The 24,822-nt window shown below is 70.9% G+C and carries 19 protein-coding genes; 6 read left to right on the top strand and 13 right to left on the bottom strand.

Features of this window, described 5'->3' with window-relative positions:
* Position 1: 1 nt before the first annotated feature.
* Together NQO67_RS25610 and NQO67_RS25605 are read right to left on the bottom strand one after the other, a co-directional pair.
* On the bottom strand, positions 2–388 hold the full coding sequence (locus NQO67_RS25610; protein WP_255952606.1) for a hypothetical protein: 387 nt from the start codon (positions 386–388) through the stop codon (positions 2–4).
* Positions 389–490: 102 nt separating this feature from the next.
* Entirely contained in the window at positions 491–1,480 is a 990-nt protein-coding gene (locus NQO67_RS25605; protein WP_374119094.1) for a heme o synthase, read from the bottom strand.
* Between the two features lie 357 nt (positions 1,481–1,837).
* Here NQO67_RS25605 and tkt point away from each other — a divergent pair, with 357 nt between their 5' ends.
* From tkt to pgl, 5 genes are all read left to right on the top strand, one after another.
* The gene (gene tkt, locus NQO67_RS25600; RefSeq protein WP_255952604.1) at positions 1,838–3,940 is read left to right on the top strand and encodes a transketolase; all 2,103 of its coding nucleotides are present in this window, start codon (positions 1,838–1,840) and stop codon (positions 3,938–3,940) included.
* Positions 3,941–4,022: 82 nt separating this feature from the next.
* Positions 4,023–5,141 carry a transaldolase gene (gene tal / locus NQO67_RS25595; protein ID WP_255952603.1) on the top strand — a complete coding sequence of 373 codons (1,119 nt, stop codon included), beginning with the start codon at positions 4,023–4,025 and terminating at the stop codon, positions 5,139–5,141.
* A 5-nt stretch (positions 5,142–5,146) separates the two neighbouring features.
* The gene (zwf, locus tag NQO67_RS25590; protein ID WP_255952602.1) at positions 5,147–6,703 is read left to right on the top strand and encodes a glucose-6-phosphate dehydrogenase; all 1,557 of its coding nucleotides are present in this window, start codon (positions 5,147–5,149) and stop codon (positions 6,701–6,703) included.
* Positions 6,700–7,776, top strand: coding sequence for a glucose-6-phosphate dehydrogenase assembly protein OpcA (opcA, locus tag NQO67_RS25585; protein WP_255952601.1), 1,077 nt, complete (start codon positions 6,700–6,702; stop codon positions 7,774–7,776). The genes zwf and opcA overlap by 4 nt, the downstream gene beginning before the upstream one ends.
* Positions 7,773–8,558: a 6-phosphogluconolactonase gene (gene pgl / locus NQO67_RS25580; protein WP_255952600.1), complete on the top strand. Its 786-nt coding sequence runs from the start codon at positions 7,773–7,775 to the stop codon at positions 8,556–8,558. The genes opcA and pgl overlap by 4 nt, the downstream gene beginning before the upstream one ends.
* 823 nt (positions 8,559–9,381) lie before the next feature.
* On the opposite strand, the gene NQO67_RS25575 is transcribed toward pgl, so the two are convergent.
* Both NQO67_RS25575 and pgi read right to left on the bottom strand, forming a co-directional pair.
* Positions 9,382–10,578: an exo-alpha-sialidase gene (locus tag NQO67_RS25575; protein WP_255952599.1), complete on the bottom strand. Its 1,197-nt coding sequence runs from the start codon at positions 10,576–10,578 to the stop codon at positions 9,382–9,384.
* A 205-nt stretch (positions 10,579–10,783) separates the two neighbouring features.
* On the bottom strand, positions 10,784–12,436 hold the full coding sequence (gene pgi, locus NQO67_RS25570; protein WP_255952598.1) for a glucose-6-phosphate isomerase: 1,653 nt from the start codon (positions 12,434–12,436) through the stop codon (positions 10,784–10,786).
* Between the two features lie 385 nt (positions 12,437–12,821).
* Between pgi and NQO67_RS25565 the strand changes: the two genes are divergently transcribed.
* Positions 12,822–14,066 carry a chitinase gene (locus NQO67_RS25565; RefSeq protein WP_255952597.1) on the top strand — a complete coding sequence of 415 codons (1,245 nt, stop codon included), beginning with the start codon at positions 12,822–12,824 and terminating at the stop codon, positions 14,064–14,066.
* A 194-nt stretch (positions 14,067–14,260) separates the two neighbouring features.
* On the opposite strand, the gene NQO67_RS25560 is transcribed toward NQO67_RS25565, so the two are convergent.
* The 9 genes from NQO67_RS25560 to uvrC all read right to left on the bottom strand — a co-directional run bounded on the left by NQO67_RS25560 (position 14,261) and on the right by uvrC (position 24,526).
* Positions 14,261–14,596 carry an RNA polymerase-binding protein RbpA gene (locus NQO67_RS25560; protein ID WP_119105043.1) on the bottom strand — a complete coding sequence of 112 codons (336 nt, stop codon included), beginning with the start codon at positions 14,594–14,596 and terminating at the stop codon, positions 14,261–14,263.
* A gap of 227 nt (positions 14,597–14,823) precedes the next feature.
* Positions 14,824–15,048 (bottom strand): preprotein translocase subunit SecG, encoded by a 225-nt coding sequence (secG, locus tag NQO67_RS25555; protein WP_255952596.1) that lies wholly within the window; start codon positions 15,046–15,048, stop codon positions 14,824–14,826.
* 213 nt (positions 15,049–15,261) lie between these two features.
* Positions 15,262–16,047 (bottom strand): triose-phosphate isomerase, encoded by a 786-nt coding sequence (gene tpiA / locus NQO67_RS25550; protein ID WP_255952594.1) that lies wholly within the window; start codon positions 16,045–16,047, stop codon positions 15,262–15,264.
* A gap of 8 nt (positions 16,048–16,055) precedes the next feature.
* Positions 16,056–17,267, bottom strand: coding sequence for a phosphoglycerate kinase (locus tag NQO67_RS25545; protein WP_255952593.1), 1,212 nt, complete (start codon positions 17,265–17,267; stop codon positions 16,056–16,058).
* A gap of 253 nt (positions 17,268–17,520) precedes the next feature.
* Positions 17,521–18,525 carry a type I glyceraldehyde-3-phosphate dehydrogenase gene (gap, locus tag NQO67_RS25540; protein WP_255952592.1) on the bottom strand — a complete coding sequence of 335 codons (1,005 nt, stop codon included), beginning with the start codon at positions 18,523–18,525 and terminating at the stop codon, positions 17,521–17,523.
* A gap of 511 nt (positions 18,526–19,036) precedes the next feature.
* Complete coding sequence (whiA, locus tag NQO67_RS25535; RefSeq protein WP_255952591.1) at positions 19,037–20,026, bottom strand: DNA-binding protein WhiA; 990 nt, start codon at positions 20,024–20,026, stop codon at positions 19,037–19,039.
* Positions 20,017–21,126, bottom strand: a complete 1,110-nt coding sequence (locus NQO67_RS25530; RefSeq protein WP_255952590.1) for a gluconeogenesis factor YvcK family protein — start codon at positions 21,124–21,126, stop codon at positions 20,017–20,019. The genes whiA and NQO67_RS25530 overlap by 10 nt, the downstream gene beginning before the upstream one ends.
* Complete coding sequence (gene rapZ / locus NQO67_RS25525; protein ID WP_255952589.1) at positions 21,123–22,202, bottom strand: RNase adapter RapZ; 1,080 nt, start codon at positions 22,200–22,202, stop codon at positions 21,123–21,125. The genes NQO67_RS25530 and rapZ overlap by 4 nt, the downstream gene beginning before the upstream one ends.
* Positions 22,199–24,526 (bottom strand): excinuclease ABC subunit UvrC, encoded by a 2,328-nt coding sequence (gene uvrC / locus NQO67_RS25520; protein WP_255952588.1) that lies wholly within the window; start codon positions 24,524–24,526, stop codon positions 22,199–22,201. Before uvrC ends, rapZ begins: the two co-directional genes overlap by 4 nt.
* Between the last annotated feature and the right edge of the window lie 296 nt (positions 24,527–24,822).

Here is a 24,822-nt window from a genome sequence, read left to right as displayed (position 1 = left end):
GCTACTTCCCCGCCGCCCCGCCCAGCTGGATCCCCGCCATCCGGGACCACTCGTACGGGCCCGTGCGCACCTTGGCCGCAAGGTCGCCCGCGAAGTCCTCGTGGACGGTGATGCCGGCCTTCTCCGTGGCCTGCCGGGCGAGGGCGTGGCTGGGTGCCACGAGGTCGCCCCACCTGCCGTCCTCGCCGACCAGCACGATCCGGGCGCCCTTGCGGCCCAGGTAGGCGATCTGTCCCTCGGCGCCGCCGTGCGCGCCGGCGAAGGCGCGGATCTCGCGGGCCAGTCGGGTGACACGACGTGCGTCCCGCGCGGCTCGGCGATCCGCGCCGCGGAGGCCGCCGCCGGTGCCGTTCTCGCCGTTGTCCTCAGCCTGCTGTGTGTCTGCCATGCACAGGATGCTACCGGCGGGTAATCTGCGGGTCGACGTGTGGGGCGTCACGCTCACCACCACGCTCGGCGGGACCGGACGCAGGGCGCCGATGCGCTCCCGTCAGTGCAGGAACGGGTCCACCGCCACCGCGATGAACAGCAGCGACGCATAGGTGATCGACCAGTGGAACAGGCGCATTTCCTTCAGTTTCGCGCCGGACTGCTCCGCCTTGGCGCGGTTCAGCAGCGCGTGCGCCTCCCACAGCCACCAGCCGCCGGTGAGCAGCGCCACCGTCGTGTAGAACCAGCCGGTGTAACCGAGCGGCGTCAGCAGAAGGGAGACGGCGACCATCACCCAGCTGTAGATGACGATCTGCCGGGCCACGATCTTGTTGGAGGCGAGCACCGGGAGCATCGGTACGCCCACCCTGGCGTAGTCGTCCTTCACCTTCATGGACAGCGGCCAGTAGTGCGGCGGCGTCCAGAAGAACATCACGAGGAAGAGGACGACCGCCGCCCAGGAGAGCGAGTCGGTCACCGCGGACCAGCCGATGAAGACGGGCATGCAGCCGGCGATGCCACCCCAGACGATGTTCTGGGACGTGCGCCGCTTGAGGATCATCGTGTAGCCGACGACGTAGAAGAGCAGCGCACCGAGGGACAGCCAGGCGGACAGCCAGTTGACGAGCAGCCCGAACCACGCGGTGGAGATGACGGCCAGCGACAGGCCGAAGACCAGGCCCTCGCGTGGCGAGACGATGCCCGTGACCAGCGGACGCTGCGCCGTGCGCGCCATGAGGGCGTCGATGTCGCGGTCGATGTACATGTTGAGCGCGTTGGCGCCGCCCGCGGAGAGGTAGCCACCGATGCAGGTCGTCACGACCAGCCAGAGGTCCGGCACGCCCTGGGCGGCGAGGAACATCACCGGGACGGTGGTGATCAGCAGCAGTTCGATGATGCGCGGCTTGGTGAGCGCCACGAACGCCTTGACCCGGGCTCCGAACGACCGGCGCACCGCGTTCGTCCCGCGCTCCCCCGCGGCCTCTTCGGCATGGGAGGCACCCCCAGGACGGGACTCAGCTCCCGCTGGACGGGATTCAACGGCCGTCACGCACACCCCTGTGAAAGACACATTCCAGCGAGCCATGGTTTGTGAGGTCCCGGTGAAGGCTCGCGCGTACCACGCCACTGTAGACGTTGCCCATCCCTCGCCCTTCGCGGGGGTCCGTCGTGTTGATGCCGCGCCACCAGGCCTGCCGACACGCCGGGACCAGCGGGACCGGAGGGGCGGGGACCCGGACCGGGCCACCCGACGGCCATCGGACGAAGGCCGGAACGGGGCGAAGGGCGGGCCACCCCCAGCGGTACGCTCGACGCGGCCGGTGAACGCGAAGCACCGCGAGGAAGCGGCAGGGAGCGAAGAGCGCCGGTAGTTCCGAGCATTTGCGGAGAGGAGCCCTGACTCAGGGTGAGCACCAAGCCGACGATCACAGATCTCGAGTGGACCGAGGTGGACCAGCGAGCAGTCGACACCGTGCGTGTCCTGGCCGCGGACGCCGTACAGAAGGTCGGCAACGGCCATCCCGGCACGGCGATGAGCCTGGCCCCGGCCGCGTACACCCTCTTCCAGAAGGTGATGCGGCACGACCCGGCGGACCCGAACTGGACCGGCCGGGACCGTTTCGTACTGTCCGCAGGGCACTCGTCCCTGACCCTCTACATCCAGCTCTTCCTGGGCGGCTTCGGCCTGGAGCTGGACGATCTCAAGGCCTTCCGCACCTGGGGCTCGAAGACCCCCGGCCACCCGGAGTACGGCCACACGGCCGCCGTGGAGACCACCACGGGGCCGCTGGGCCAGGGCGTCGCCAACGCCGTGGGCATGGCGATGGCCGCCCGTTACGAGCGCGGGCTCTTCGACCCCCGGACGGCGCCCGGCAGTTCGCCGTTCGACCACCACATCTTTGCGATCGCCGGTGACGGCTGCCTCCAGGAAGGCATCTCCGCCGAGGCCTCGTCGCTGGCCGGCCACCAGAAGCTGGGCAATCTGATCCTGCTCTGGGACGACAACCACATCTCGATCGAGGGCGACACCGAGACCGCGGTCTCCGAGGACACCGTAAAGCGGTACGAGGCCTACGGCTGGCACGTCCAGCGCGTCGAGCCCAAGGAGGACGGCGACCTCGACCCGCAGGCGCTGTACGCGGCGATCCAGGCGGCGAAGGCGGAGACGGAGCGGCCCTCGTTCATCGCGATGCGCTCGATCATCGCCTGGCCCGCCCCGAACGCCCAGAACACCGAGGCGGCGCACGGCTCGGCGCTGGGTGCCGACGAGGTCGCCGCCACCAAGCGGGTGCTCGGCTTCGACCCGGAGAAGGCCTTCGAGGTCCCCGACGAGGTGCTGGCGCACACCCGCCGCCTGCTCGACCGTGGCCAGGAGGCCCGCGCCGAGTGGGAGAAGGGCTTCGCGGCCTGGCGCACCGCCGACCCGGAGCGTGCCGCGCGCTTCGACCGGGTCGCCGCGGGCGAGCTGCCGGCCGGCTGGGAGGGGGCGCTGCCGGTCTTCGAGACGGACAAGTCCGTCGCCACCCGTGCCGCCTCCGGCAAGGTGCTCCAGGCGCTGGGTGAGGTCGTGCCCGAGCTGTGGGGCGGCTCCGCCGACCTCGCCGGGTCGAACAACACCACCCTGGACAAGAACTCCTCGTTCCTGCCGGCGGGCAACCCGCTGCCGACCGCGGACCCGTACGGCCGCACGATCCACTTCGGCATCCGCGAGCACGCGATGGCCGCGACCATGAACGGCATCGCGCTGCACGGCAACACCCGTATCTACGGGGGCACCTTCCTGGTGTTCTCCGACTACATGCGCAACGCGGTGCGGCTGTCGGCGCTGATGCACCTGCCGGTGACGTACGTGTGGACGCACGACTCCATCGGTCTGGGCGAGGACGGCCCGACGCACCAGCCCGTCGAGCACCTGGCCAGCCTGCGCGCGATCCCCGGCCTGAACGTGGTCCGTCCGGCGGACGCCAACGAGACCGTGATCGCCTGGCGTGAGATCCTGCGCCGCTACACCAAGCAGTTCGGCAAGGGCGCCCCGCACGGTCTCGCCCTGACCCGCCAGGGCGTGCCGGCGTACGAGCCGAACGAGAACGTGGTGCGCGGCGGATACGTGCTGCTGGACGCCGAAGGGCCCACCGGGCAGAGCACGGCTCCGGAGGTCGTGCTGATCGCCACCGGTTCCGAGGTGCAGATCGCCGTGGCGGCCCGCGAGCAGCTCCAGGCGGACGGCGTGCCGACCCGCGTGGTGTCGATGCCGTGCGTCGAGTGGTTCGACGAGCAGGACCAGGGGTACCGGGACGAGGTGCTGCCGCCGTCGGTGCGGGCTCGCGTGTCGGTGGAGGCCGGGATCGGCCTGACCTGGCACCGTTTCGTCGGCGACGCGGGACGGATCGTCTCGTTGGAGCACTTCGGTGCGTCCGCGGACGGGAAGGTGCTGTTCCGCGAGTTCGGCTTCACGGCCGAAGCGGTGGCCAGCGCGGCCCGGGAATCCCTGGCCGCCGCCCAGCGCTGACGCTGGTATAGGACGCTACGACGCTTTACACAACGAAACGCCGCTATACCACCGACTCCCAGAAGCAGGAGATGCAATTTCCATGACAGACGCACTGAAGCGCCTCTCCGACGAAGGCGTGGCGATCTGGCTGGACGACCTGTCGCGCCAGCGCATCACGTCCGGCAACCTCGCCGAGCTGATCGACGAGCAGCACGTCGTGGGCGTCACCACCAACCCGACGATCTTCCAGAAGGCGATCAGCAGCGGCGACGGCTACGAGCAGCAACTCGCCGACCTCGCGGCACGCAAGGTCACGGTGGAAGAGGCCGTACGGATGATCACCACGGCGGACGTCCGGGACGCCGCCGACATCCTCCGGCCGGTCTTCGACGCGACCGGCGGTCAGGACGGCCGGGTCTCCATCGAGGTCGACCCGCGGCTGGCCCACAACACCGGGGCCACCGTCGCCGAGGCCAAGCAGCTCGCCTGGCTGGTGGACCGGCCGAACACCTTCATCAAGATCCCCGCCACCCAGGCGGGCCTCCCGGCGATCACCGAGGTCATCGGCCTCGGCATCAGCGTCAACGTCACGCTGATCTTCTCGCTGGAGCGCTACCACGCCGTGATGGACGCCTTCCTCGCGGGCCTGGAGAAGGCCAAGGCCGCCGGCCTCGACCTGTCCAAGATCCGTTCGGTGGCGTCCTTCTTCGTGTCCCGGGTGGACACCGAGATCGACAAGCGCCTGGACAAGATCGGCACCGCCGAGGCCAAGGCGCTCAAGGGCAAGGCGGCCGTGGCCAACGCCCGGCTGGCCTACCAGGCCTACGAAGAGGTCTTCGGCTCGGACCGCTGGGAGGCCCTGGAGCGCGCCGGCGCCCACCGGCAGCGTCCACTGTGGGCGTCCACCGGTGTGAAGAACCCGGACTACAAGGACACCCTGTACGTCGACGACCTGGTCGCGCCCGGCACGGTGAACACCATGCCGGAGGCCACCCTGGAAGCGGTGGCCCACCACGGCGAGGCCGGGGGCAACGCGATCGCCGGCACGTACGAGCAGGCCAAGGCCGACCTGGACGCGCTGGGGAAGATCGGCGTGTCCTACGACGATGTGGTGCAGGTGCTGGAGGACGAGGGCGTCGAGAAGTTCGCCGCCTCGTGGAACGACCTGCTCTCATCCACCGAGGCCGAGCTGAACCGCCTCACCCCCGCGGAGGGCTGAGCGCCGTGACCGGCACCCTCCGAGATCCAGTCCCCTCTTCCGCCAGGGCGAACCCCTTGCGTGATCCCGCAGACCGACGGCTCCCGCGCATCGCGGGGCCGTCGGGCCTGGTGATCTTCGGTGTCACGGGTGACCTGTCCCGCAAGAAGCTGATGCCGGCGGTGTACGACCTGGCCAACCGCGGCCTGCTGCCGCCGGGCTTCTCCCTGGTCGGGTTCGCACGCCGCGAGTGGCAGCACGAGGACTTCGCCCAGGAGGTCCACGACGCGGTCAAGGAGCACGCCCGGACGCCGTTCCGGGAGGAGGTCTGGCAGCAGCTCATCCAGGGGATGCGCTTCGTCCAGGGCACCTTCGACGACGACGCGGCCTTCGAGGAGTTGCGGACGACCCTCAACGAACTCGACGAGGCCCAGGGCACGGGCGGCAACTTCGCCTTCTACCTGTCGGTCCCGCCGAAGTTCTTCCCGAAGGTCGTGCAGCAGCTGAAGAAGCACGGCCTGGCCGACCAGTCGGAGGACTCCTGGCGGCGCGCCGTGATCGAGAAGCCGTTCGGGCACGACCTGGCGTCCGCGCAGGAGCTGAACGCGATCGTCCACGAGGTCTTCGGCCCGGACCAGGTGTTCCGCATCGACCACTACCTGGGCAAGGAGACCGTCCAGAACATCCTGGCGCTGCGGTTCGCCAACACCCTCTTCGAACCGGTCTGGAACCGCAGTTACGTCGACCACGTGCAGATCACCATGGCCGAGGACATCGGCATCGGTGGCCGTGCCGGCTACTACGACGGCATCGGCGCCGCCCGTGACGTCATCCAGAACCACCTGCTCCAACTGCTGGCGCTCACCGCGATGGAGGAGCCCGCCGCCTTCGACGCGGACGCGCTGGCCGCCGAGAAGACGAAGGTGCTGGGTGCGGTGCGGCTCCCGAAGGACCTCGGCGAGGACACCGTGCTGGCCCAGTACACGGGGGGCTGGCAGGGCGGTGAGAAGGTCATCGGGTACCTCCAGGAAGAGGGCATCGACCCCAAGTCGAAGACCGACACCTACGCGGCGGTGAAGCTGGAGATCGACAACCGCCGCTGGGCCGGTGTGCCGTTCTACCTGCGCACCGGCAAGCGCCTCGGCCGCCGTGTCACCGAGATCGCGGTGGTCTTCCAGCGCGCCCCGCACTCCCCCTTCGACTCCACCGCCACCGCAGAGCTGGGGCAGAACGCCCTGGTCATCCGCGTCCAGCCGGACGAGGGCGTGACCCTGCGGTTCGGGTCCAAGGTGCCCGGCACCTCGATGGAGGTGCGGGACGTGTCCATGGACTTCGCCTACGGCGAGTCCTTCACCGAGTCCAGTCCCGAGGCGTACGAGCGGTTGATCCTCGACGTACTGCTCGGCGACGCCAATCTCTTCCCGCGCACCTCCGAGGTCGAGCTGTCCTGGAAGATCCTCGACCCGATCGAGGAGCACTGGGAGAAGAACGGCAAGCCGGCGCAGTATCCGGCGGGCACCTGGGGACCCGCCGAGGCGGACGAAATGCTCGAACGAGACGGACGGAGCTGGCGTCGGCCATGAACATCGACCTGACGAACACCACGGCCAGCGAGATCAACAAGGCCCTGATCCGGGGCCGGCGCGCGATCGGCAGCCCCGCCGTCGGCATGGTGCTCACCCTGGTCATCGTCACCGACGAGGAGAACGCCTACGACGCGCTGAAGGCGGCCAGCGAGGCGTCGCGCGAGCACCCCTCGCGCACCCTCGTGGTCGTCAAGCGCGTCTCGCGTACGCCCCGTGACCGTACCCACTCCCGGCTGGACGCCGAGGTACGGGTCGGCGCGGACGCCGGCACCGGCGAGACGGTGGTGCTGCGGCTGTACGGCGAGGTGGTCAACCACGCCCAGTCCGTGGTGCTGCCGCTGCTGCTGCCGGACGCCCCCGTGGTCGTCTGGTGGCCGGTGAACGCACCGCTCGACCCGGCCCAGGACCCGCTCGGCGCCCTGGCGCAGCGCCGTGTCACCGACACCTACGCAGCCGCCTCACCGGCTGAGGAGTTGGAGGCACGCGCCGGGACCTACACGCCCGGCGACACGGATCTGTCCTGGACCCGTGTCACACCCTGGCGCTCGATGCTGGCAGCGGCCCTGGACCAGGTGGCCTGCCAGGTCACCGCCGCGGTGGTGGAGGGCGAGGAGTTCAACCCGAGCGTGGAGCTGCTCGCCATGTGGCTCGCGGATCGGCTCTCCGTACCCGTCGAGCGTGCGCTGTCCGCCGGCCCCGGCCTGACGGCCGTCCGGATGGAGACGGACTGCGGGCCGATCGTGCTGGACCGTGCGGACGGCTCGCTGGCGACGTTGTCCATCCACGGCCAGCCGGACCGGGCGGTGGCGCTGCACCGGCGTGAGACGGCGGAACTCATAGCGGAGGAGCTGCGCCGGCTCGACCCGGACGACACCTACGCCTCGGCCCTGCGGTACGGGGTGGAACGGTTGTCGGACGCCGGGCGCGGCGCGATGTCGCCGGGGCACTCCGGTGGCGATGCGGCACAGGCCCCGCAGGCACAGGCGGAGCCGCCCGTGAAGGGCCCGGTGGAGGAATCGGCGTCCGACACGAAGGCCAAGCCGCGCTCGAAGAAGGCGGCGGCGAAGTGACCACGGCTCCTCAGCTCGTCGTCCACCGCGACAAGGAGCTGATGGCGCAGGCCGCGGCGGCTCGGCTGATCACGAAGATCGTGGATGCGCAGACCGCCCGCGGTACGGCCTCGGTCGTCCTGACGGGCGGGCGCAACGGCAACGGCCTGCTGGCCGCCCTCGCCGCTGCGCCCGCCCGGGACGCGGTCGACTGGTCCCGTCTCGACCTGTGGTGGGGCGACGAACGCTTCCTCCCGGAGAACGACCCGGAGCGCAATGACACGCAGGCCCGCAAGGCCCTGCTCGACTCGGTGCCCCTGAACCCGGCACGCGTGCACCCCATGCCCGCGTCCGACGGTGCCTACGGGCGGGACGTGGAGGCCGCGGCAGCCGCGTACGCCACGGCGCTGGCCGCCGCCGCGGGCCCGGAGGACCACGGGCCGGTGCCGACGTTCGACGTCCTGATGCTGGGCGTCGGCCCCGACACGCATGTGGCGTCCCTCTTCCCCGAGCTGCCCGCGGTGCGCGAGACCGAGCGCACGGTGGTCGGGGTGCACGGCGCACCCAAGCCGCCGCCCACGCGTGTCACCCTCACGCTGCCCGCCATCCGTGCGGCTCGCGAGGTGTGGCTGCTGGCCGCGGGCGAGGACAAGGCACGGGCCGTGGAGATCGCCCTGTCGGGGGCCGGCGAGATCCTCGCCCCGGCCGCGGGGGCGTACGGGCGGGCCCGCACGCTGTGGCTTCTGGACGCGGCAGCAGCGGCCCGCTTGCCGCGGGGGCTCTACCCGCCGGCTTCGCCGTGACCCCGTTCCCGGGGCGGCTCGGGGTGCCCCCCGGGCCGGTTCCGGTCTGACGGCCACGCCGGGGACGGCTCGGGGTGCCCCCTGGCGTCCGTTCCGGTCTGACGGCCACGCCGTGGCCTGTCGCGCAGTTCCCCGCGCCCCTCATTCGCGAGCGCCGTGCGCCACCGGGCAGGCCCCGACGAGCCCTCGCCCGGGGGCGGCTCGGGGTGCCCCCCGGGGCCCGTCCCGGTCTGACCGGCGCGTCGTGGCCTGTCGCGCAGTTCCCCGCGCCCCTCTTTCGTGGGCGCCGTGGGCCGTCCCTCTGCGGGGGGCGCCCGCTGTGCGGTGGGGGTCGGGGACGTGGGGGTATGTACGTGCTCGGTCCGGCACCTGGACGTTGACCGTTTCAGAGCCCGGCACTTGCGCCGGATCCTGCGCGCACATACCCCCACGTCCCCTCCTCGCCGTCGGCGGCTTTCCCCGATCGGGGCCACAGGTGGTGCCACCGGGAGGGCAGTCGCGTACGAGGCGGGAGGGGGCGCGGGGGGATGTGCGCGCGCAGCAGCCGGCGCTGAACGGCCCATACCGGACGGCGTACGGTGCCGCGCCGGATCGAGCACGTGCATCCCCCCGCGCCCCCGCCCCAGGGCGAACAGCTGGCGACCGAGCACCGGCCAAGCCGCACCGGCGGACAAGGGCGCCCACGCACAAGGGGCGCGGGGAACTGCGCGACAAGCCACGAGGTAGCGGGAAGACCGCGACGAAGCCCCGGGGGCACCCCGGACCGCACGGGCGCACCCCGGACCGCAGGGCGGCGACCGACGACGTGGTCGCCGGACAGGCCTCAGCCGGCGCCCGTGGCGAAGTACGGCTTGCACACCGTACCGGCATAGTCCGTGGCGATCTCCAACACCCGCGTGCCATCCGCCGAGGGCAACAGCGCGGAACTGTAGTTGGGGCAGTAGTCGACGGTGGACGAGTCCACCGCGACCGGCGCGGCCACCTCACGCCACGCACCCGTGCCACCGGCGCTGTTGGTCCAGATGGTGCGCCCGCTCCCGGAGGCCACGGTGCCGTCCCGGTTGTACATCACCTGGCCGACCAGAAACAGCTTCCCCTGCGGATTGCCCGGCTCGGGCGACCACGCGACCGTCGGGGCGTGCTTGAAGTACTTGCCGTCCGCGGTCTCGGGGCGGATGCCGAGATAGGTCGGGTCGCCCCAGTCCCAGCCGTCCGCCGAGGTCCGGTAGTGCACCACGCACACGTACTGGCCCGCGGCGGCGCAGATCTCGTACGTCATGAAGTAGCTGCCGTTCGGCAGCTTCCGCACGACCGCCATCCCGGGCCGGTCCGAGCCGAGCGCGCTGGCCACGGTGTCGTGGTGACCGGTCCAGGTGACACCGTCCGACGTGCGGGCGGCCACCAGTTTCTGGCTGTGCGTGCCGTCGGTCTCGTCGGAGTAGTGGCAGACCAGGTTGCCCTGCGCGTCGACGGAGAACTCCGGCTCCCACAGCCCGCGGTCGTTCGGTGCGGTGGCGACGGTGGACAGGTACGACCAGCTGCGGCCCACGTCCGTGCTGGCGAAGACGCGGATCGACATGCGGCGGTCTGCGGTGTCCTGTCCGACGGACGCGGCCCACAGCAGCGTGCCGGCCGGCAACCCGCCGACCTGCTGCGGCAGTTCGAACAGCGTCGAGCAGCACAGGCCCCGGCCGCCGGCCGCCTGGGGATCGCCGACCGTGCCGACCTGGCGGAAGGACCCGCCGTCGTCGGTGCTCTCGTAGACGGCGCCCAACCCGTTGTTGCCGTCGAAGGTGACCACGGACGCGAGGATCCGCCCGTTGTCGGCACCGCTGTGCTCCAGCCGCACGGCACGCGGGTACAGCCCGGTGCCGTCCCGTAGCAGCGTGCCGCTCGCGGCGGACGCGGGAGGTGCGTGGAAGCTGAGCAGCCCTGCGACGAGGACGAGCAGGAGCGCCGTCAGGGCCGAGTGACGCGTGAGGCGTGCGGAGGCGGTGATCCGCCGGGAGCCGACGATCATGGGAACTCCGGTTGGTGGGGGGGGAGGAGGAACCGGGGCAGCGTCAGCGTAGGAGTCGTTTACAACGATGTAAAGATGGCCGGGGCCGCGGGGACGCTCGAGCCGCCCTCCAGGCTTCGCCTTCCGGCCAGGAAAAGGCGGCGGCTCCCCGCCCGGCAGCGACCTGCCGGGCGAGGAGCCGTGCGGCCCGCGTGCGCCGTTGCGCCTACCGCCCGCGCATCTTCCGGTACCGCCCCACCAGCGCGGTGGTGGACGGATCGAGACCGGGCACCGCCGCACCTTCCGTGAGGGCCGGCTCGATGCGCTTGGCGAGGACCTTGCCGAGTTCGACGCCCCACTGGTCGAAGGAGTCGATGTTCCACACCGCGCCCTGGACGAAGACCTTGTGCTCGTAGAGGGCGATGAGCTGGCCCAGTACGGACGGGGTCAGGGTGCTCGCGAGGATGGTGGTGGTCGGGCGGTTGCCCTTGAAGGTCTTGTGCGGGACCAGGTCCTCGGGCACGCCTTCCGCGCGGACCTCGTCGGGCGTCTTACCGAAGGCCAGCGCCTGGGTCTGGGCGAAGAAGTTGGCCATCAGCAGGTCGTGCTGCGGGACGAGCGCCGGCGCGAGGTCGGCGACGGGCTCCGCGAAGCCGATGAAGTCGGCGGGTACGAGCTTGGTGCCCTGGTGGAGCAGCTGGAAGTAGGCGTGCTGGCCGTTGGTGCCGGGGGTGCCCCAGACGACCGGGCCGGTCTGCCAGTCGACCTCGTGGCCGTCGCGGTCGACGTGCTTGCCGTTGGACTCCATGTCCAGTTGCTGGAGGTACGCGGTGAACTTGGACAGGTAGTGCGAGTACGGCAGCACCGCGTGGGACTGGGCGTCGTGGAAGTTGTCGTACCAGATGCCGAGCAGACCCATCAGCAGCGGCGCGTTCTGCTCGGGCGGGGCCGCGCGGAAGTGGCGGTCGACCAGGTGGAAGCCGTCCAGCATCTCCTGGAAGCGGTCGGGGCCGATGGCGATCATCAGGGAGAGGCCGATGGCGGAGTCGTAGGAGTAGCGGCCCCCTACCCAGTCCCAGAACTCAAACATGTTGTCCGTGTCGATGCCGAAGTCGGCGACCTTCTCGGCGTTCGTCGACAGCGCCACGAAGTGCTTGGCGACGGCCTCCTGACCGGCGTTCAGCTCCGAGAGCAGCCAGGTGCGCGCGGACGTGGCGTTGGTGATCGTCTCGATGGTGGTGAAGGTCTTCGAGGCGATGATGAACAGCGTCTCGGCGGCGTCCAGGTCCCGCAGCGCCTCGTGCAGGTCGGCGCCGTCCACGTTCGAGACGAAACGGACGGTCAGGCCCCGGTCCGCGTACGGGCGCAGCGCCTCGTAGGCCATCGCGGGGCCGAGGTCCGAGCCGCCGATGCCGATGTTGACGACGTTCTTGATGCGCTTTCCGGTGTGGCCGGTCCACTCGCCCGACCGGACGCGGTCGGAGAAGGAGCGCATCTTCGTGAGCACGGCGTGCACTTCGGGGACGACGTTCTGACCGTCGACCTCGACGACGGTGTCGCTCGGCAGGCGCAGAGCGGTGTGCAGCACGGCACGGTGCTCGGTCGTGTTGATCTTGTCACCGCGGAACATCGCGTCACGCAGCTCGGCCACGCCGGTGGCGGCGGCCAGTTCCTGCAACAGGCCCAGCGTCTCGTCGGTGACGAGGTGCTTGGAGTAGTCGATGTACAGATCGCCGACCTGGAGGGTGTACCTCGTGCCGCGCTCGGGGTCGGCGTCGAACAGCTCGCGCAGCTGCACGTCTCCCAGCTCTTCACGGTGCTTGACCAGAGCCGTCCACGCGGGCGTCTGGTTGAGCCTGGCTCGGCTGTCTGCGTTCATGTCGGACTTCAGCCTTCTCTCGTACGAGCCGTGCGTACCGCCCGCCCGCCGGAGCCACCGACCCCGGCAGGAGCCACCGGGCAACGGGGTCCCCACATTCCCGCGGGCCCACACACTATAGGTGCCGAAGGTGTCGCAACGGGTGCGCGGCATGGCGCCCCGGCCGGGCACATGGCCCCTGCGGCGACACCCCGGCGTACGGGTGAACCGCTGGTCAGCGACATGGCCCGAAAATTGGTCTCATCCAATTTGGTCCAGACCATTGACCATCCCGGGGGCGCTGGCCTACTTCTGTGTCGAGCACTGTCGCCCGGCCCGTCGGCGCACGGAGCCGGCGGGCGGCCACGGGCACTTCCCACTCCCCCACTCACCGCTGGGACACGCCATGAGACGCACACGATCGCTCAGAGCCCTGCTGACGGCGGCCGCACTGGCCCTGGCCGGTGCGGGGCTGACCGCGCTGAGCACGGGCACCGCCCAGGCGGCGACGCCGCTGCCGGCCCATGTCTTCGCCCCGTACTTCGAGGCCTGGAACGGCGACAGCCCCGCCGCGCTGAGCGCCGAGTCGGGAGCCTCACACCTGACGATGGCGTTCATCCAGACGGCGTCCGCCGGATCCTGCACGGCCTACTGGAACGGTGACAGCGGGTCCCCGCTCACCTCGGCCACCTTCGGCGACGACATCGCGACCATCCAGGACAGGGGCGGCGACGTCATCCCCTCGTTCGGCGGCTACACCGCGGACACCACCAACACCGAGATCGCCGACAGCTGCACCGACGTGAGCAAGATCGCCGCCGTGTACGAGCAGGTGATCTCGGCCTACGACATCACCCGACTCGACATGGACATCGAGGCCGACTCGCTGAACAACAGCGCGGGCATCGACCGGCGGAACAAGGCGATCAAGCAGGTCGAGGACTGGGCGGCGGCCAACGGGCGCACGCTCCAGGTCTCCTACACCCTGCCGACGACGACCGGCGGGCTGGCCTCCGACGCGCTCGCCGTCCTGCGCAACGCCGTGAGCAACGGCACCCGGGTGGACGTCGCCAACATCATGACGTTCGACTACTACGACGGCGCCGACCCGCACCAGATGGCGGACGACACCCAGTCGGCCGCCCAGGGGCTGCACGACCAACTGGCCGGCCTCTACCCGAACACCTCGTCCGCCGACCTCTGGGGCATGGTCGGCATCACGGAGATGCCGGGCGTCGACGACTACGGCCCGGCGGAGACCTTCACCCTGGCCGACGCCACCGAGGTCTACGACTGGGCGGTCTCCAAGGGCGTCGACACGATCGCGTTCTGGGCGCTGCAACGCGACAACGGCGGTTGCCCGGGCGGCGGCGCCAGTGATGGCTGCTCCGGCATCGAGCAGGACACCTGGGCCTTCTCGCACATCTTCGAGCCGTTCACCGGCGGCACCGGCAACACCGGCGGGAACGGCGGTGACGACGGAGGCGACGGGACGTGCACGGCGGCCCCCTATGAGGCCAGCGCCGTCTACACGGCCGGCGACCAGGTGTCGTACGAGGGTCACCTCTGGCAGGCCCGGTGGTGGACGACCGGCACCGCGCCGAAGGACACCGGCGAGTGGGGCAACTGGGAGGACCTCGGCCCCTGCTGAGCCGCATGCCTGTCGCCGTACGGTGCGGCGTGGTCACACGACTGCGCCGCACCGCGGACTCATGGCCTCAGGAGGGCACGGGCGCGGCGCACGGGACGGGCACGCAGGAGTAGCGCTCCGGCGGCTACAGAGGCGCGCAGACGGAACGCAGGAGGCCCGCCAGGACGCCCAAGCGTCCTGGCGGGCCTCAATGGCTAGATCTCGCCGCGGAGTTTCGCGAGCGCCTCCGCGAGGATTGCTTCCCCGTCGGCGTCGCTGCGTCGCTCGCGCACATAGGCAAGATGTGTCTTGTACGGCTCGGTGCGCGGCGGGTCGGGCGGGTTGTCCCGGTCCTGCCCGGCCGGAAAGCCGCAGCGTGGACAGTCCCAGGTCTCGGGGACCTGCGCGTCGCTTGCGAAACTCGGCTGGGTCTCGTGCCCGTTCGAGCACCAGAAGGAGACGCGGAGACGTGGCGCGGACTCGCCGCGCTCGGCCTCGCCCATCGGCCCCGCTCCGACCCGGCTTCCACGGATCGCGTTGCCACTTGCCACGGTCGTAACTCCCTGCGTGATGGTGCCGCGGAGCGAGTCCACTTCTCCGCTCCACTGCGGGGCCTCAAGTCTACGTAAGGCCCAACGCGCGTCCAGTGAGAGGAGTTACCCCGTCCCCCGCACGCGGGCCTCATCATAGGCCGCGCCTGGGGATGCCTACGTGACAAGGGGACGCGGGTAGGTGCGTGCACTCGTGTCACCGCGGGCCGCCGTCCGCGGCCGTGGTGTCACATCAGGATGCCGAGCACGACGATGCACGCCGTCCACAGCAGCAGGATCACCACCGTGATGCGGTCCAGATTGCGCTCGGCGACCGACGAGCCACCGACGGACGACTGCATGCCGCCACCGAACATGTCGGAGAGGCCGCCGCCCTTCCCCTTGTGCATCAGCACCAGCAGCATCAGCAGCAGGCTGAAGATAATCAGGGCGATCGAGAACCCCAGAACCACGGCTGGACCAACTTCCTCGGATAAGGATGGACGACACGGGGCCGCACGGACAGTGCCTCTCGGGGCGCACTGCCTGCCCGGCCCCCGACAGGGTACGACGGATCGCTGTCAACGCCTACACACCGCCGGTAGTCGTGACCGGTCGGGCCGTCACGGGTGCGCACCCTGAGCCAGTGGGCACGCACCCGTGGTCACGACCGGGACGGTCGGGTGCTACTGGTCGCGGAACCGCACGATCTTGACGAACTCCTCGGAGTCCAGCGAGGCGCCGCCCACCAGGGCACCGTCGACGTCGGCCTGCGCCATGATCGCGGCGATGTTGCCGGACTTCACGGAGCCGCCGTACTGGATGCGGACCTGGTCGGCCAGGTCCTGGGAGTACAGCTCGGCGAGCCGGCCGCGGATCGCCCCGCAGACCTCCTGGGCGTCCTCGGGGGTGGCGACCTCACCGGTGCCGATGGCCCAGACGGGCTCGTAGGCGATCACGATGGATTCGGCCTGCTCGGCAGGGACGTCCTTGAGGGCGCCGTCGAGCTGGTTCAGCGTGAAGGGCACCTGCTGGCCGGCCTTGCGGGTCTCCAGGGCCTCGCCGACGCACAGGATCGGCGTCAGGCCGTGCTTGAAGGCGGCCTTCACCTTGGCGTTGCACAGCTCGTCGGTCTCGCCGTGGTACTGGCGGCGCTCGGAGTGGCCGACGGCCACGTAGCTGCACTTCAGCTTGGCGAGCATGGGGCCGGAGATCTCACCGGTGTAGGCACCGGAGTCGTGGGCGGAGATGTCCTGGGCGCCGTACTTGATCCCGAGCTTGTCGCCGTCGACCAGGGTCTGCACGGAGCGCAGGTCGGTGAAGGGTGGCAGGACGGCGACCTCGACGGCGTCGTAGTCCTTGTCGGAGAGGGCGAAGGCGAGTTTCTGGACGTGGGCGATGGCCTCGAGGTGGTTGAGGTTCATCTTCCAGTTGCCCGCCATGAAGGGCGTGCGGGTGGTGTTGTTCGACATATGAGGTGTCAGTTCTCCAGTGCGGCGAGGCCGGGCAGCGTCTTGCCCTCAAGGTATTCGAGGGAGGCGCCACCACCGGTCGAGATATGGCCGAAAGCATTCTCATCGAAGCCCAGAATCCGGACGGCCGCGGCAGAGTCACCGCCACCGACGACGGTGAACCCCTGGGAGTCGACGAGGGCCTGGGCGACCGCCCTGGTGCCCTCGGCGTAGTCGGGGTGCTCGAAGACACCCATCGGGCCGTTCCAGAAGACGGTGGCCGCGTCGGCGAGCTTCGCTGCGTACCGCTTCGCGGTCTCGGGGCCGAGGTCCAGGCCCATCTGGTCGCCGGGGATGGCGTCGGCGGCGACGGTCGTGGGGTGTGCGGGCGCCTTGGTCTTCAGGTCGGGGAACTCGGCGGCCACCTTGATGTCGGTGGGCAGCACGAACTCCACGCCGCGCGCGTCGGCGCGCCGCAGATAGTCCTGGACGGCCGGGATCTGGTCCTCCTGGAGCAGTGAGGCGCCGACCTCGTAGCCCTTGGCCTTGAGGAAGGTGTAGGCCATGCCGCCCCCGATGAGGATGCGGTCGGCCTTCTCCAGGAGATGGTCGATGACGCCGAGCTTGTCGGAGACCTTCGCACCGCCCAGGACGACCGCGTAGGGGCGCTTGACGTCCTCGGTGAGCTTCTTCAGGACGCCGACCTCGGTGGCGATGAGGTAGCCCGCGTAGTGCGGCAGCCGGGCGGGCAGGTCGTAGACGGAGGCGTGCTTGCGGTGCACGGCGCCGAAGCCGTCGCCCACGTAGGCGTCGGCGAGGGCGGCGAGCTGGTCGGCGAACTGGGCGCGCTCGGTGTCGTCCTTGCTGGTCTCACCGGGGTTGAAGCGGAGGTTCTCGATCACCGCCACCTGGCCGGGCTCCAGGCCCTTGACCGCGTCGTGCGCGGCGGGGCCGACGGTGTCCTGGGCGAACGCGACGTGGGTGCCGAGCAGTTCACCGAGCCGCACGGCGGCGGGCAGCAGCGAGAAGGCCGGGTCGGGCGCGCCCTTGGGACGGCCGAGATGGGAGGCGACGATCACCTTGGCGCCCGCCTCGGCGAGCGCCTTGACGGTGGGCAGGACGGCACGGATCCGGCCGTCGTCGGTGATGGTGCCGTCGGCGAGGGGGACGTTCAGGTCGGCGCGGACGAAGACCCGCGTGCCGTCGACCCCTTCGGTGAGAAGTTCGTCGATCGTCTTCATGAGTGGGCTTCCCTAAGCTCCTAGGAGGGCTCTGAGTGGCGCTGTGCTCCGGGCCACCCGGGCGCCGGGACCGCACGGACGGCCCGCGCCCGTCACCGGTTCCGAGCGGCCCGCGGTGCGGCCGGCGGTGCGGCCGGCGAACAGGCGGGCCGCACACACGAGAACAGGGTCCGGGCGGCGCTCCATCGCGCACGTCCGGACCCTGTCTAGTGCATTGCTGTGCCTGCCGTCTGCCTGCCGTGTCGGCGATCGGTCAGAGCCGGTCGCCGACGAAGACGGTGAGGTCGACGATGCGGTTCGAGTAACCCCACTCGTTGTCGTACCAGCCGATGATCTTGACCTGGTTGCCGTCCGCCATGGTCAGCAGCGAGTCGAAGGTGCAGGAGGCCGGGGTGGAGACGATGTCCGAGGAGACGATCGGGTCCGCGGTGTAGTACAGCAGGCCCTTCAGCTCGCCCTCGGCGGCCTTCTGGAACGCGGCGTTGACCTCGTCCTTGGTGACCTCGCGGTCCAGGGTGACGACCAGGTCGGTGACCGAGCCGGTCGGCACGGGGACGCGCATCGCGATGCCGTCGAGCTTGCCCTTCAGCTGGGGCAGGACCAGGGCGGTGGCCTTGGCGGCACCGGTGGTCGTCGGGATGATGTTCGCCGCTGCGGCCCGGGCGCGACGCAGGTCCTTGTGCGGGAAGTCCAGGATCCGCTGGTCGTTCGTGTACGCGTGGACCGTCGTCATGAGGCCCTTGGCGATGCCGAAGTTCTCGTCGAGGACCTTCGCCATGGGCGCCACGCAGTTGGTGGTGCAGGAGGCGTTGGAGATGACGTTGTGCTTCGCCGGGTCGTAGGAGTCCTGGTTGACTCCCATGACGATGGTGATGTCCTCGTCCTTGGCCGGAGCCGAGATGATGACCTTCTTGGCGCCGGCGGTGAGGTGCTTGGCGGCGTCGTCGCGCTTGGTGAAGATGCCGGTGGACTCGACGACGATGTCAACGCCCAGGTCGCCCCACGGAAGGTTCGCGGGGTCGCGCTCGGAGAGCACCTTGATGGTCTTGTCACCGACGGTGATGGTGTCGGCGGTGTGCGACACCTCCTGCTTGAGGGTGCCGAGGATGGTGTCGTACTTCAGCAGGTGGGCGGTGGTCGCGGTGTCACCCAGGTCGTTGACGGCCACAACCTCGATGTCTGCACCCTGCTCCAGCAGCGCGCGGAAGAAGTTACGACCGATGCGGCCAAAGCCGTTGATGCCTACGCGGATCGTCACGTACCGATCTCCTCGTTGGTGCGCCGGTTGTGCGGGGCCGGCGAGTTGTATGGGATGTCCTGTCCCCGACCGGGTACGACCCTACCTCTCCCGGGGCCGCCGAGTGACATCGAACAGGCCGCTGAAACGCCCGGAATGTCCGAAGGGATCCCCTCTTCCATGAGCTACCGGCGAGTAGGTGAAGGGAGGTCCAGGGTCGGCTGACGGTACGCAAAGGGGGCCGCTGGCGGTCCGCGCTCCGGTGCCCGGCGCGGGTGGGGGGGGTCGGGTGGTCGGGTCCAGGGTCCCGGGTGGTGCCCGGCCCGGGTGATGCCATGGGGGCGCTCTTTCGCAAGCGCCGGTGGGCGGGGGGCCCGCGCTCGGGGCGCGCGAACGGTGCCGGTGGCCGCGCGGCGGGATGTGCGGGTGGCGTCGGGGTGGGCAGGGGCTCGCGGCGCGGGTGTGGCGGAGGGTGGGCGCGGCCGGCGGCGTGCGGTGCGCGGTGCGCGTCGTGCCGGTGGCCGGCGTGGGCTCAGCCCGCCAGGTTCTCCGCCATCTCCTCGGTGAGGTTGGACTCCGTCCCGGGGATGCCCAGGTCCTGGGCGCGCTTGTCGGCCATGGCGAGCAGGCGGCGGATGCGGCCGGCGACGGCGTCCTTGGTGAGCGGGGGGTCGGCGAGGGCGCCCAGCTCCTCCAGGGAGGCCTGCTTGTGCTCCATGCGGAGCCGTCCGGCGGCCGCGAGGTGCTCGGGTACCTCGTCGCCGAGGATCTCCAGGGCGCGCTGCACACGGGCTCCTGCGGCGACCGCGGCGCGGGCGGAACGGCGCAGGTTGGCGTCGTCGAAGTTGGCCAGGCGGTTGGCGGTGGCCCGCACCTCGCGGCGCATCCGGCGCTCCTCCCAGGCCAGCACGGAGTCATGGGCGCCGAGCCGGGTCAGCAGCGCGCTGATGGCGTCACCGTCGCGCACCACCACGCGGTCCACGCAGCGCACCTCGCGGGCCTTGGCGGAGATCTGGAGCCGCCGGGCGGCACCGACCAGCGCCAGCGCGGCCTCGGGTCCTGGGCAGGTCACTTCCAGGGAGGACGACCTGCCGGGCTCGGTGAGCGAACCGTGCGCGAGGAACGCGCCGCGCCAGGCGGCCTCGGCGTCGCAGGTGGCCCCCGAGACCACCTGCGGCGGCAGGCCGCGGATGGGGCGGCCCCGGCCGTCCACCAGACCCGTCTGACGGGCCAGCTGGTCACCCCCCGCAACCACCCGTACGACGTAACGCGAACCGCGTCGCAGCCCGCCCGGAGCCATCACGATCAGCTCCGAGCTGTGTCCGAAGATCTCCAGGATGTCCCGCTTGAGGCGGCGCGCCGCCATCGCCGTGTCCAGCTCCGCCTCGATCACGATCCGCCCGCTCACCAGGTGCAGTGCGCCCGCGAACCGCAGGATCGACGAGACCTCCGCCTTTCTGCAGCAGGTCCGGGTGACGGGGAGCCGGGAGATCTCGTCTTTCACCGCTGCCGTCATCGCCATGGGCCGATCCTTCCATGCATCCGAAAAATACGGTCGTACGCGGCGGCCAACAGCTCCGGATCGTGCCTAGGGCTGCCGTCGGGCCGGGCGACGGGCGCCAGCTCGACCGCGGCACCGAACCCGCGCGCCGCCTCGGTCAGGGAGTCGCTGTCGGGCACGGCGGCCTTGTCGGCCAGCACCACGTCCAGGGCGAGTTTAGGGGCGTGTCGCCCCAAAACCTCCAAATGACGCTGCGGGGAGAAGCCTTCGGTTTCGCCCGGTTGGGGAGCAAGGTTGAGGGAGAGCACCCGGCGCGCCTTGGTCTCCTCCAGGGCCTTGAGCAGATCGGGCACCAGCAGGTGGGGGATCACCGAGCTGAACCAGGAGCCGGGGCCGAGCACCACCCAGTCGGCGTCCAGGACCGCTTCGACGGCCTCGGGGACGGCCGGCGGGTCGTGTGGCACGAGATGCACGGACTGCACCTCACCGGGGGTGAGCGCGACGGTGGCCTGGCCGTGCACCGTCGCGACGGCGTCGGGCAGCGCCGGATCGTGGCCGCGCACCTGCGCCGTCAGCTCCAGCGGGACCGCGGACATCGGCAGCACCCGGCCCTGCGCGCCGAGCAGCTTGCCGACCAGGTCCAGGGCCTGCACATGATCACCCAGCTGCTCCCACAGGGCGACGATCAGCAGATTGCCGACCGCGTGGCCGTGCATCTCGCCCTGTGACTGGAAGCGGTGCTGGATGACCCGGGCCCAGGTCTGGCCCCAGTCGTCGTCGCCGCACAGCGCGGCGAGCGCCTTGCGGAGGTCACCGGGCGGCAGCACGCCCAGTTCGGCACGGAGCCGGCCGCTGGAGCCGCCGTCGTCCGCGACGGTGACGACGGCGGTGAGGTCGCCGGTGATGCGGCGCAGCGCGGCGAGCGAGGCGGACAGGCCCATGCCGCCGCCGAGCGCCACGACCTTGGGCTGGGTGCCGCGCCGCCCGCGCGCCATGCGCCCCGGGCGGACGCTCATGCGGCCCGTCTCGCTCTGCCCGGGCAGCACCCCGCGGCGGAGCCTGGCGAGCCTTCCCCGCTGTCCTGAGGGCAGCGGGGAGGGACTCGGTGTGCGGTCGGTCATTCGCGGCCCATGTCCCGGTGGACGACGACGGTCTCCACGCCTTCGGCGGCGAGCCGGGCGGCCAGCCGCTCCGACACGGCCACGGAGCGGTGCTTGCCGCCGGTGCAGCCCACGGCCACCGTCACGTAGCGCTTGCCTTCCCTGCGGTAGCCCGCGGCGATGAGCTGGAGCAGCTCGGCGTAGCGGTCGAGGAACTCCTTGGCGCCGGGCTGGTTGAAGACGTAGGCGGCGACCTCTTCGTTGAGCCCGGTGAAGGGGCGCAGCTCGGGGACCCAGTGCGGATTCGGCAGGAAGCGCATGTCGGCGACGAGGTCGGCGTCGACCGGCAGGCCGTACTTGAAGCCGAACGACATGACGGTGGCCCGCAGCTCGGGCTCCTCGTCGCCGGCGAACTGGGCGTCCATCTTGGCGCGCAGCTCGTGCACGTTCAGGCTGGAGGTGTCGATCACCAGGTCGGCGTCGCCGCGCAGCTCACGCAGGAGCTCGCGCTCGGCGGCGATGCCGTCGGTGATCCGGCCGTCACCCTGGAGGGGGTGCGGGCGGCGCACGGACTCGAAGCGGCGCACGAGCGCGTCGTCGGAGGACTCCAGGAAGACGATGCGCCGGGTGACGTGCCGTGCCTCCAGGTCCGCGAGGGATTCGCGAAGATTGTCGAAGAAGCGGCGGCCGCGCACGTCGACGACGACGGCGATACGCGCCACGTTCCCCTGGGAGCGGGCGCCGAGCTCGACCATGGTGGGGATCAGCGCCGGTGGCAGATTGTCGACGACGAACCAGCCAAGGTCCTCCAGGCATTTGGCCGCCGTGGAGCGTCCGGCGCCGGACATGCCGGAGATGATCACCAGTTCGGGGATCGCCGTGTCCCCGGCCGGGGCCTCCTCGGGCGCTGGTGCGGGGGTGGTCGGCGCGTCGGAAGCCGGGTCCGGGGCGTGGGGCGGGTCCGGTGTGCCGGCCCCGGAATCGGGGTGCTCGCCGGGCGGGCCGTTGTCGCGCCCCTCGCGGGCGTCGCGTGCGTCGTCGTGCCCGCCGCGTGCGCCGGGAGCGGGTTGTGCCGCCTTCTCTTCGTGGTCCGTCATGTCTCCTGGCCCCGTGGGTCGTCCGGGACGCCCGTGGAGACGGGCGCCTCGTCTTCAATGATCTCTCCGGTCGCCGTGTTCACGGCGGGGGCGGCGGGAGCCGCCTGCGCGAAGGTCGCGACGATCGTCTCGGCGGTCTTGCGGCCCACGCCCGGAACCTCGCAGATCTGGTCGATCGTCGCGGATCGTAGTCGCTTCACCGACCCGAAGTGCTTGATCAGCGCTTGTTTGCGCGTCTCGCCCAAACCGGGCACGTTGTCGAGCGGGCCCGCCTTGAAGCGCTTGGCGCGCTTGTTGCGCTGGTAGGTGATGGCGAAGCGGTGCGCCTCGTCGCGTACCCGCTGGAGCAGGTACAGGCCCTCGCTGGTGCGCGGGAGCACGACCGGGTCGTCCTCGCCGGGCACCCACACCTCTTCGAGGCGCTTGGCGAGACCGCACACCGCGACGTCGTCTATGCCGAGCTCGTCCAGGGCGCGCTGGGCGGCGGCGACCTGGGGCTGCCCACCGTCCACGACGACCAGCTGCGGGGGGTAGGCGAACCGCCTGGGGCGGCCGTCCTCGTCGGTGAGCGCCGATGGGCCGTCGGCCTCTGCGTCATCGGCCAGCGCATCGGCCTGTCGTTCCGCACCGTTCGCCAGCGCGTCAGTGTGCCTTTGCGCACCGTTCGCCAGCGCATCGGCCGGCCGGTCGCCCGGAGTGTCGGCCTCGACGGGACCGGATGCCGGGGGCGTGTCGGAGGGCGCTTCGGGGGCCTCCTGGCCGGTCGTGGGCTCGGTGGGCCCGGCCGGCCCGCTGGGGTGGGACGCACGCTCGGCGGGCTCGCCGGGGTGGGATTCGGCAGGCACGGCGCGGTCCTCGGCCCCGGCCGCGTCCTGCTCGGCCCACTCCCCCGTCCGCTCCTTCTCCGCGAGGTAGCGCCGGAAGCGTCGTGTGATCACTTCGTGCATGGAACGGACGTCGTCCTGCCCCGTGCCGTGCCAGAGCTGCTGGTCTCCGGCCCGGCCCTTGATCTGGAAGCGGCGGTACTCGCTCTTGCGGGCCAGCCCGTCCTCGAAGACCACCATCGATGCCACCACGTCGTCGCCCTGGAAGTGGGAGACGTCGTAGCACTCGATACGCAGCGGGGCGCTCTCCAGGTCCAGGGCCTCGGCGATCTCCTCCAGGGCTCGGGAGCGGGTGGTGAGGTCGGAGGCGCGCCTGGTCTTGTGCAGGACGAGGGCCTGCTGGGCATTGCGCTGCACGGTCTCCATGAGGGCCCGCTTGTCGCCGCGCTGCGGCACCCGCAGCGACACCTGTGCACCACGCCGGCCGGTGAGCCACTCCTGTACCGGCGCCCCGGGCTCGGGCACCACGGGCACCAGCACCTCCTTGGGCACCGCGTCGCCGCTCTCCTCCGCATAGAGCTGCTGGAGGGCGGATTCGACGAGGTCGCCGGTGGTGACCGCCTCGACCTTGTCGGTGACCCAGCCGCGCTGGCCGCGCACCCGTCCGCCGCGCACATGGAAGATCTGCACGGCCGCCTCGAGCTCGTCCTCGGCGAGCGCGATCAGGTCGGCGTCGGTGGCGTCGGCCAGGACGACCGCGTTCTTCTCCATGGCCCGGCGCAGGGCCCCGATGTCGTCGCGCAGCCGGGCCGCGCGCTCGTACTCCATCTCCTCGGAGGCCTCCGCCATCTGGTGCTCCAGGCGACGCAGGTAGGCGCCGGTGCGGCCGGCCATGAAGTCGCAGAACTCCTCGGCGAGTTCCCGGTGGTCCTCCGGGGAGATCCGGCCGACGCAGGGCGCGGAGCACTTGCCGATGTAACCGAGCAGGCAGGGGCGGCCGGTACGGGCCGCGTTCTTGAACACCCCGGCGGAGCACGTGCGCACGGGGAAGACGCGCAGCAGGAGGTCGACCGTGTCGCGGATCGCCCAGGCGTGCGAGTACGGGCCGAAGTACCGCACGCCCTTGCGCTTCTGGCCGCGCATGACCTGCACGCGCGGGAACTGCTCGTTCATCGTCACCGCGAGGGAGGGATAGCTCTTGTCGTCGCGGTACTTGACGTTGAACCGGGGGTCGTACTCCTTGATCCAGGAGTACTCCAGCTGAAGCGCCTCGACCTCGGTCGAGACCACGGTCCACTCCACGGAGGCGGCCGTGGTGACCATGGTGCGCGTGCGCGGGTGCAGTCCCGACAGGTCCTGGAAGTAGTTCGACAAGCGCTGGCGCAGGCTTTTCGCCTTGCCGACGTAGATCACCCGCCGGTGCTCGTCACGGAACCTGTAGACCCCCGGGGAGTCGGGGATCTGTCCCGGCTTGGGGCGGTAGCTGGAGGGGTCTGCCATGTCTCACACCCTAACGGCGGGCACCGACAACATGCCGTCGTCACCCCGCCACAGGGCGCACCCTCGGGCGCACGGCACGGGCGGGACGGGACGACCCCGCCCCGAACGGACGCCTGGCCGGCGAGCAGGGCCCGGCCGGCCGCCGGGTCGTGGCCCGGCGCGGGCCGGGGAACCAGCCCTCGGGTCGTCCCGGACGGGCGTCAGCGGCGGGCGCCAGTGGCGTACACCCGCAGTGGCGTACACCCGCAGTGGCATACGCCCGCAGTGGCGTACGCCCGCAGTGGCGTACGCCCGCG

Origin of the sequence: Streptomyces odontomachi, assembly GCF_024435355.1 — a bacterium.
Classification (GTDB): domain Bacteria; phylum Actinomycetota; class Actinomycetes; order Streptomycetales; family Streptomycetaceae; genus Streptomyces; species Streptomyces odontomachi.
Note: the sequence above shows the minus strand (reverse complement) of the source record. Positions and strands in the feature narration are given on the sequence as shown.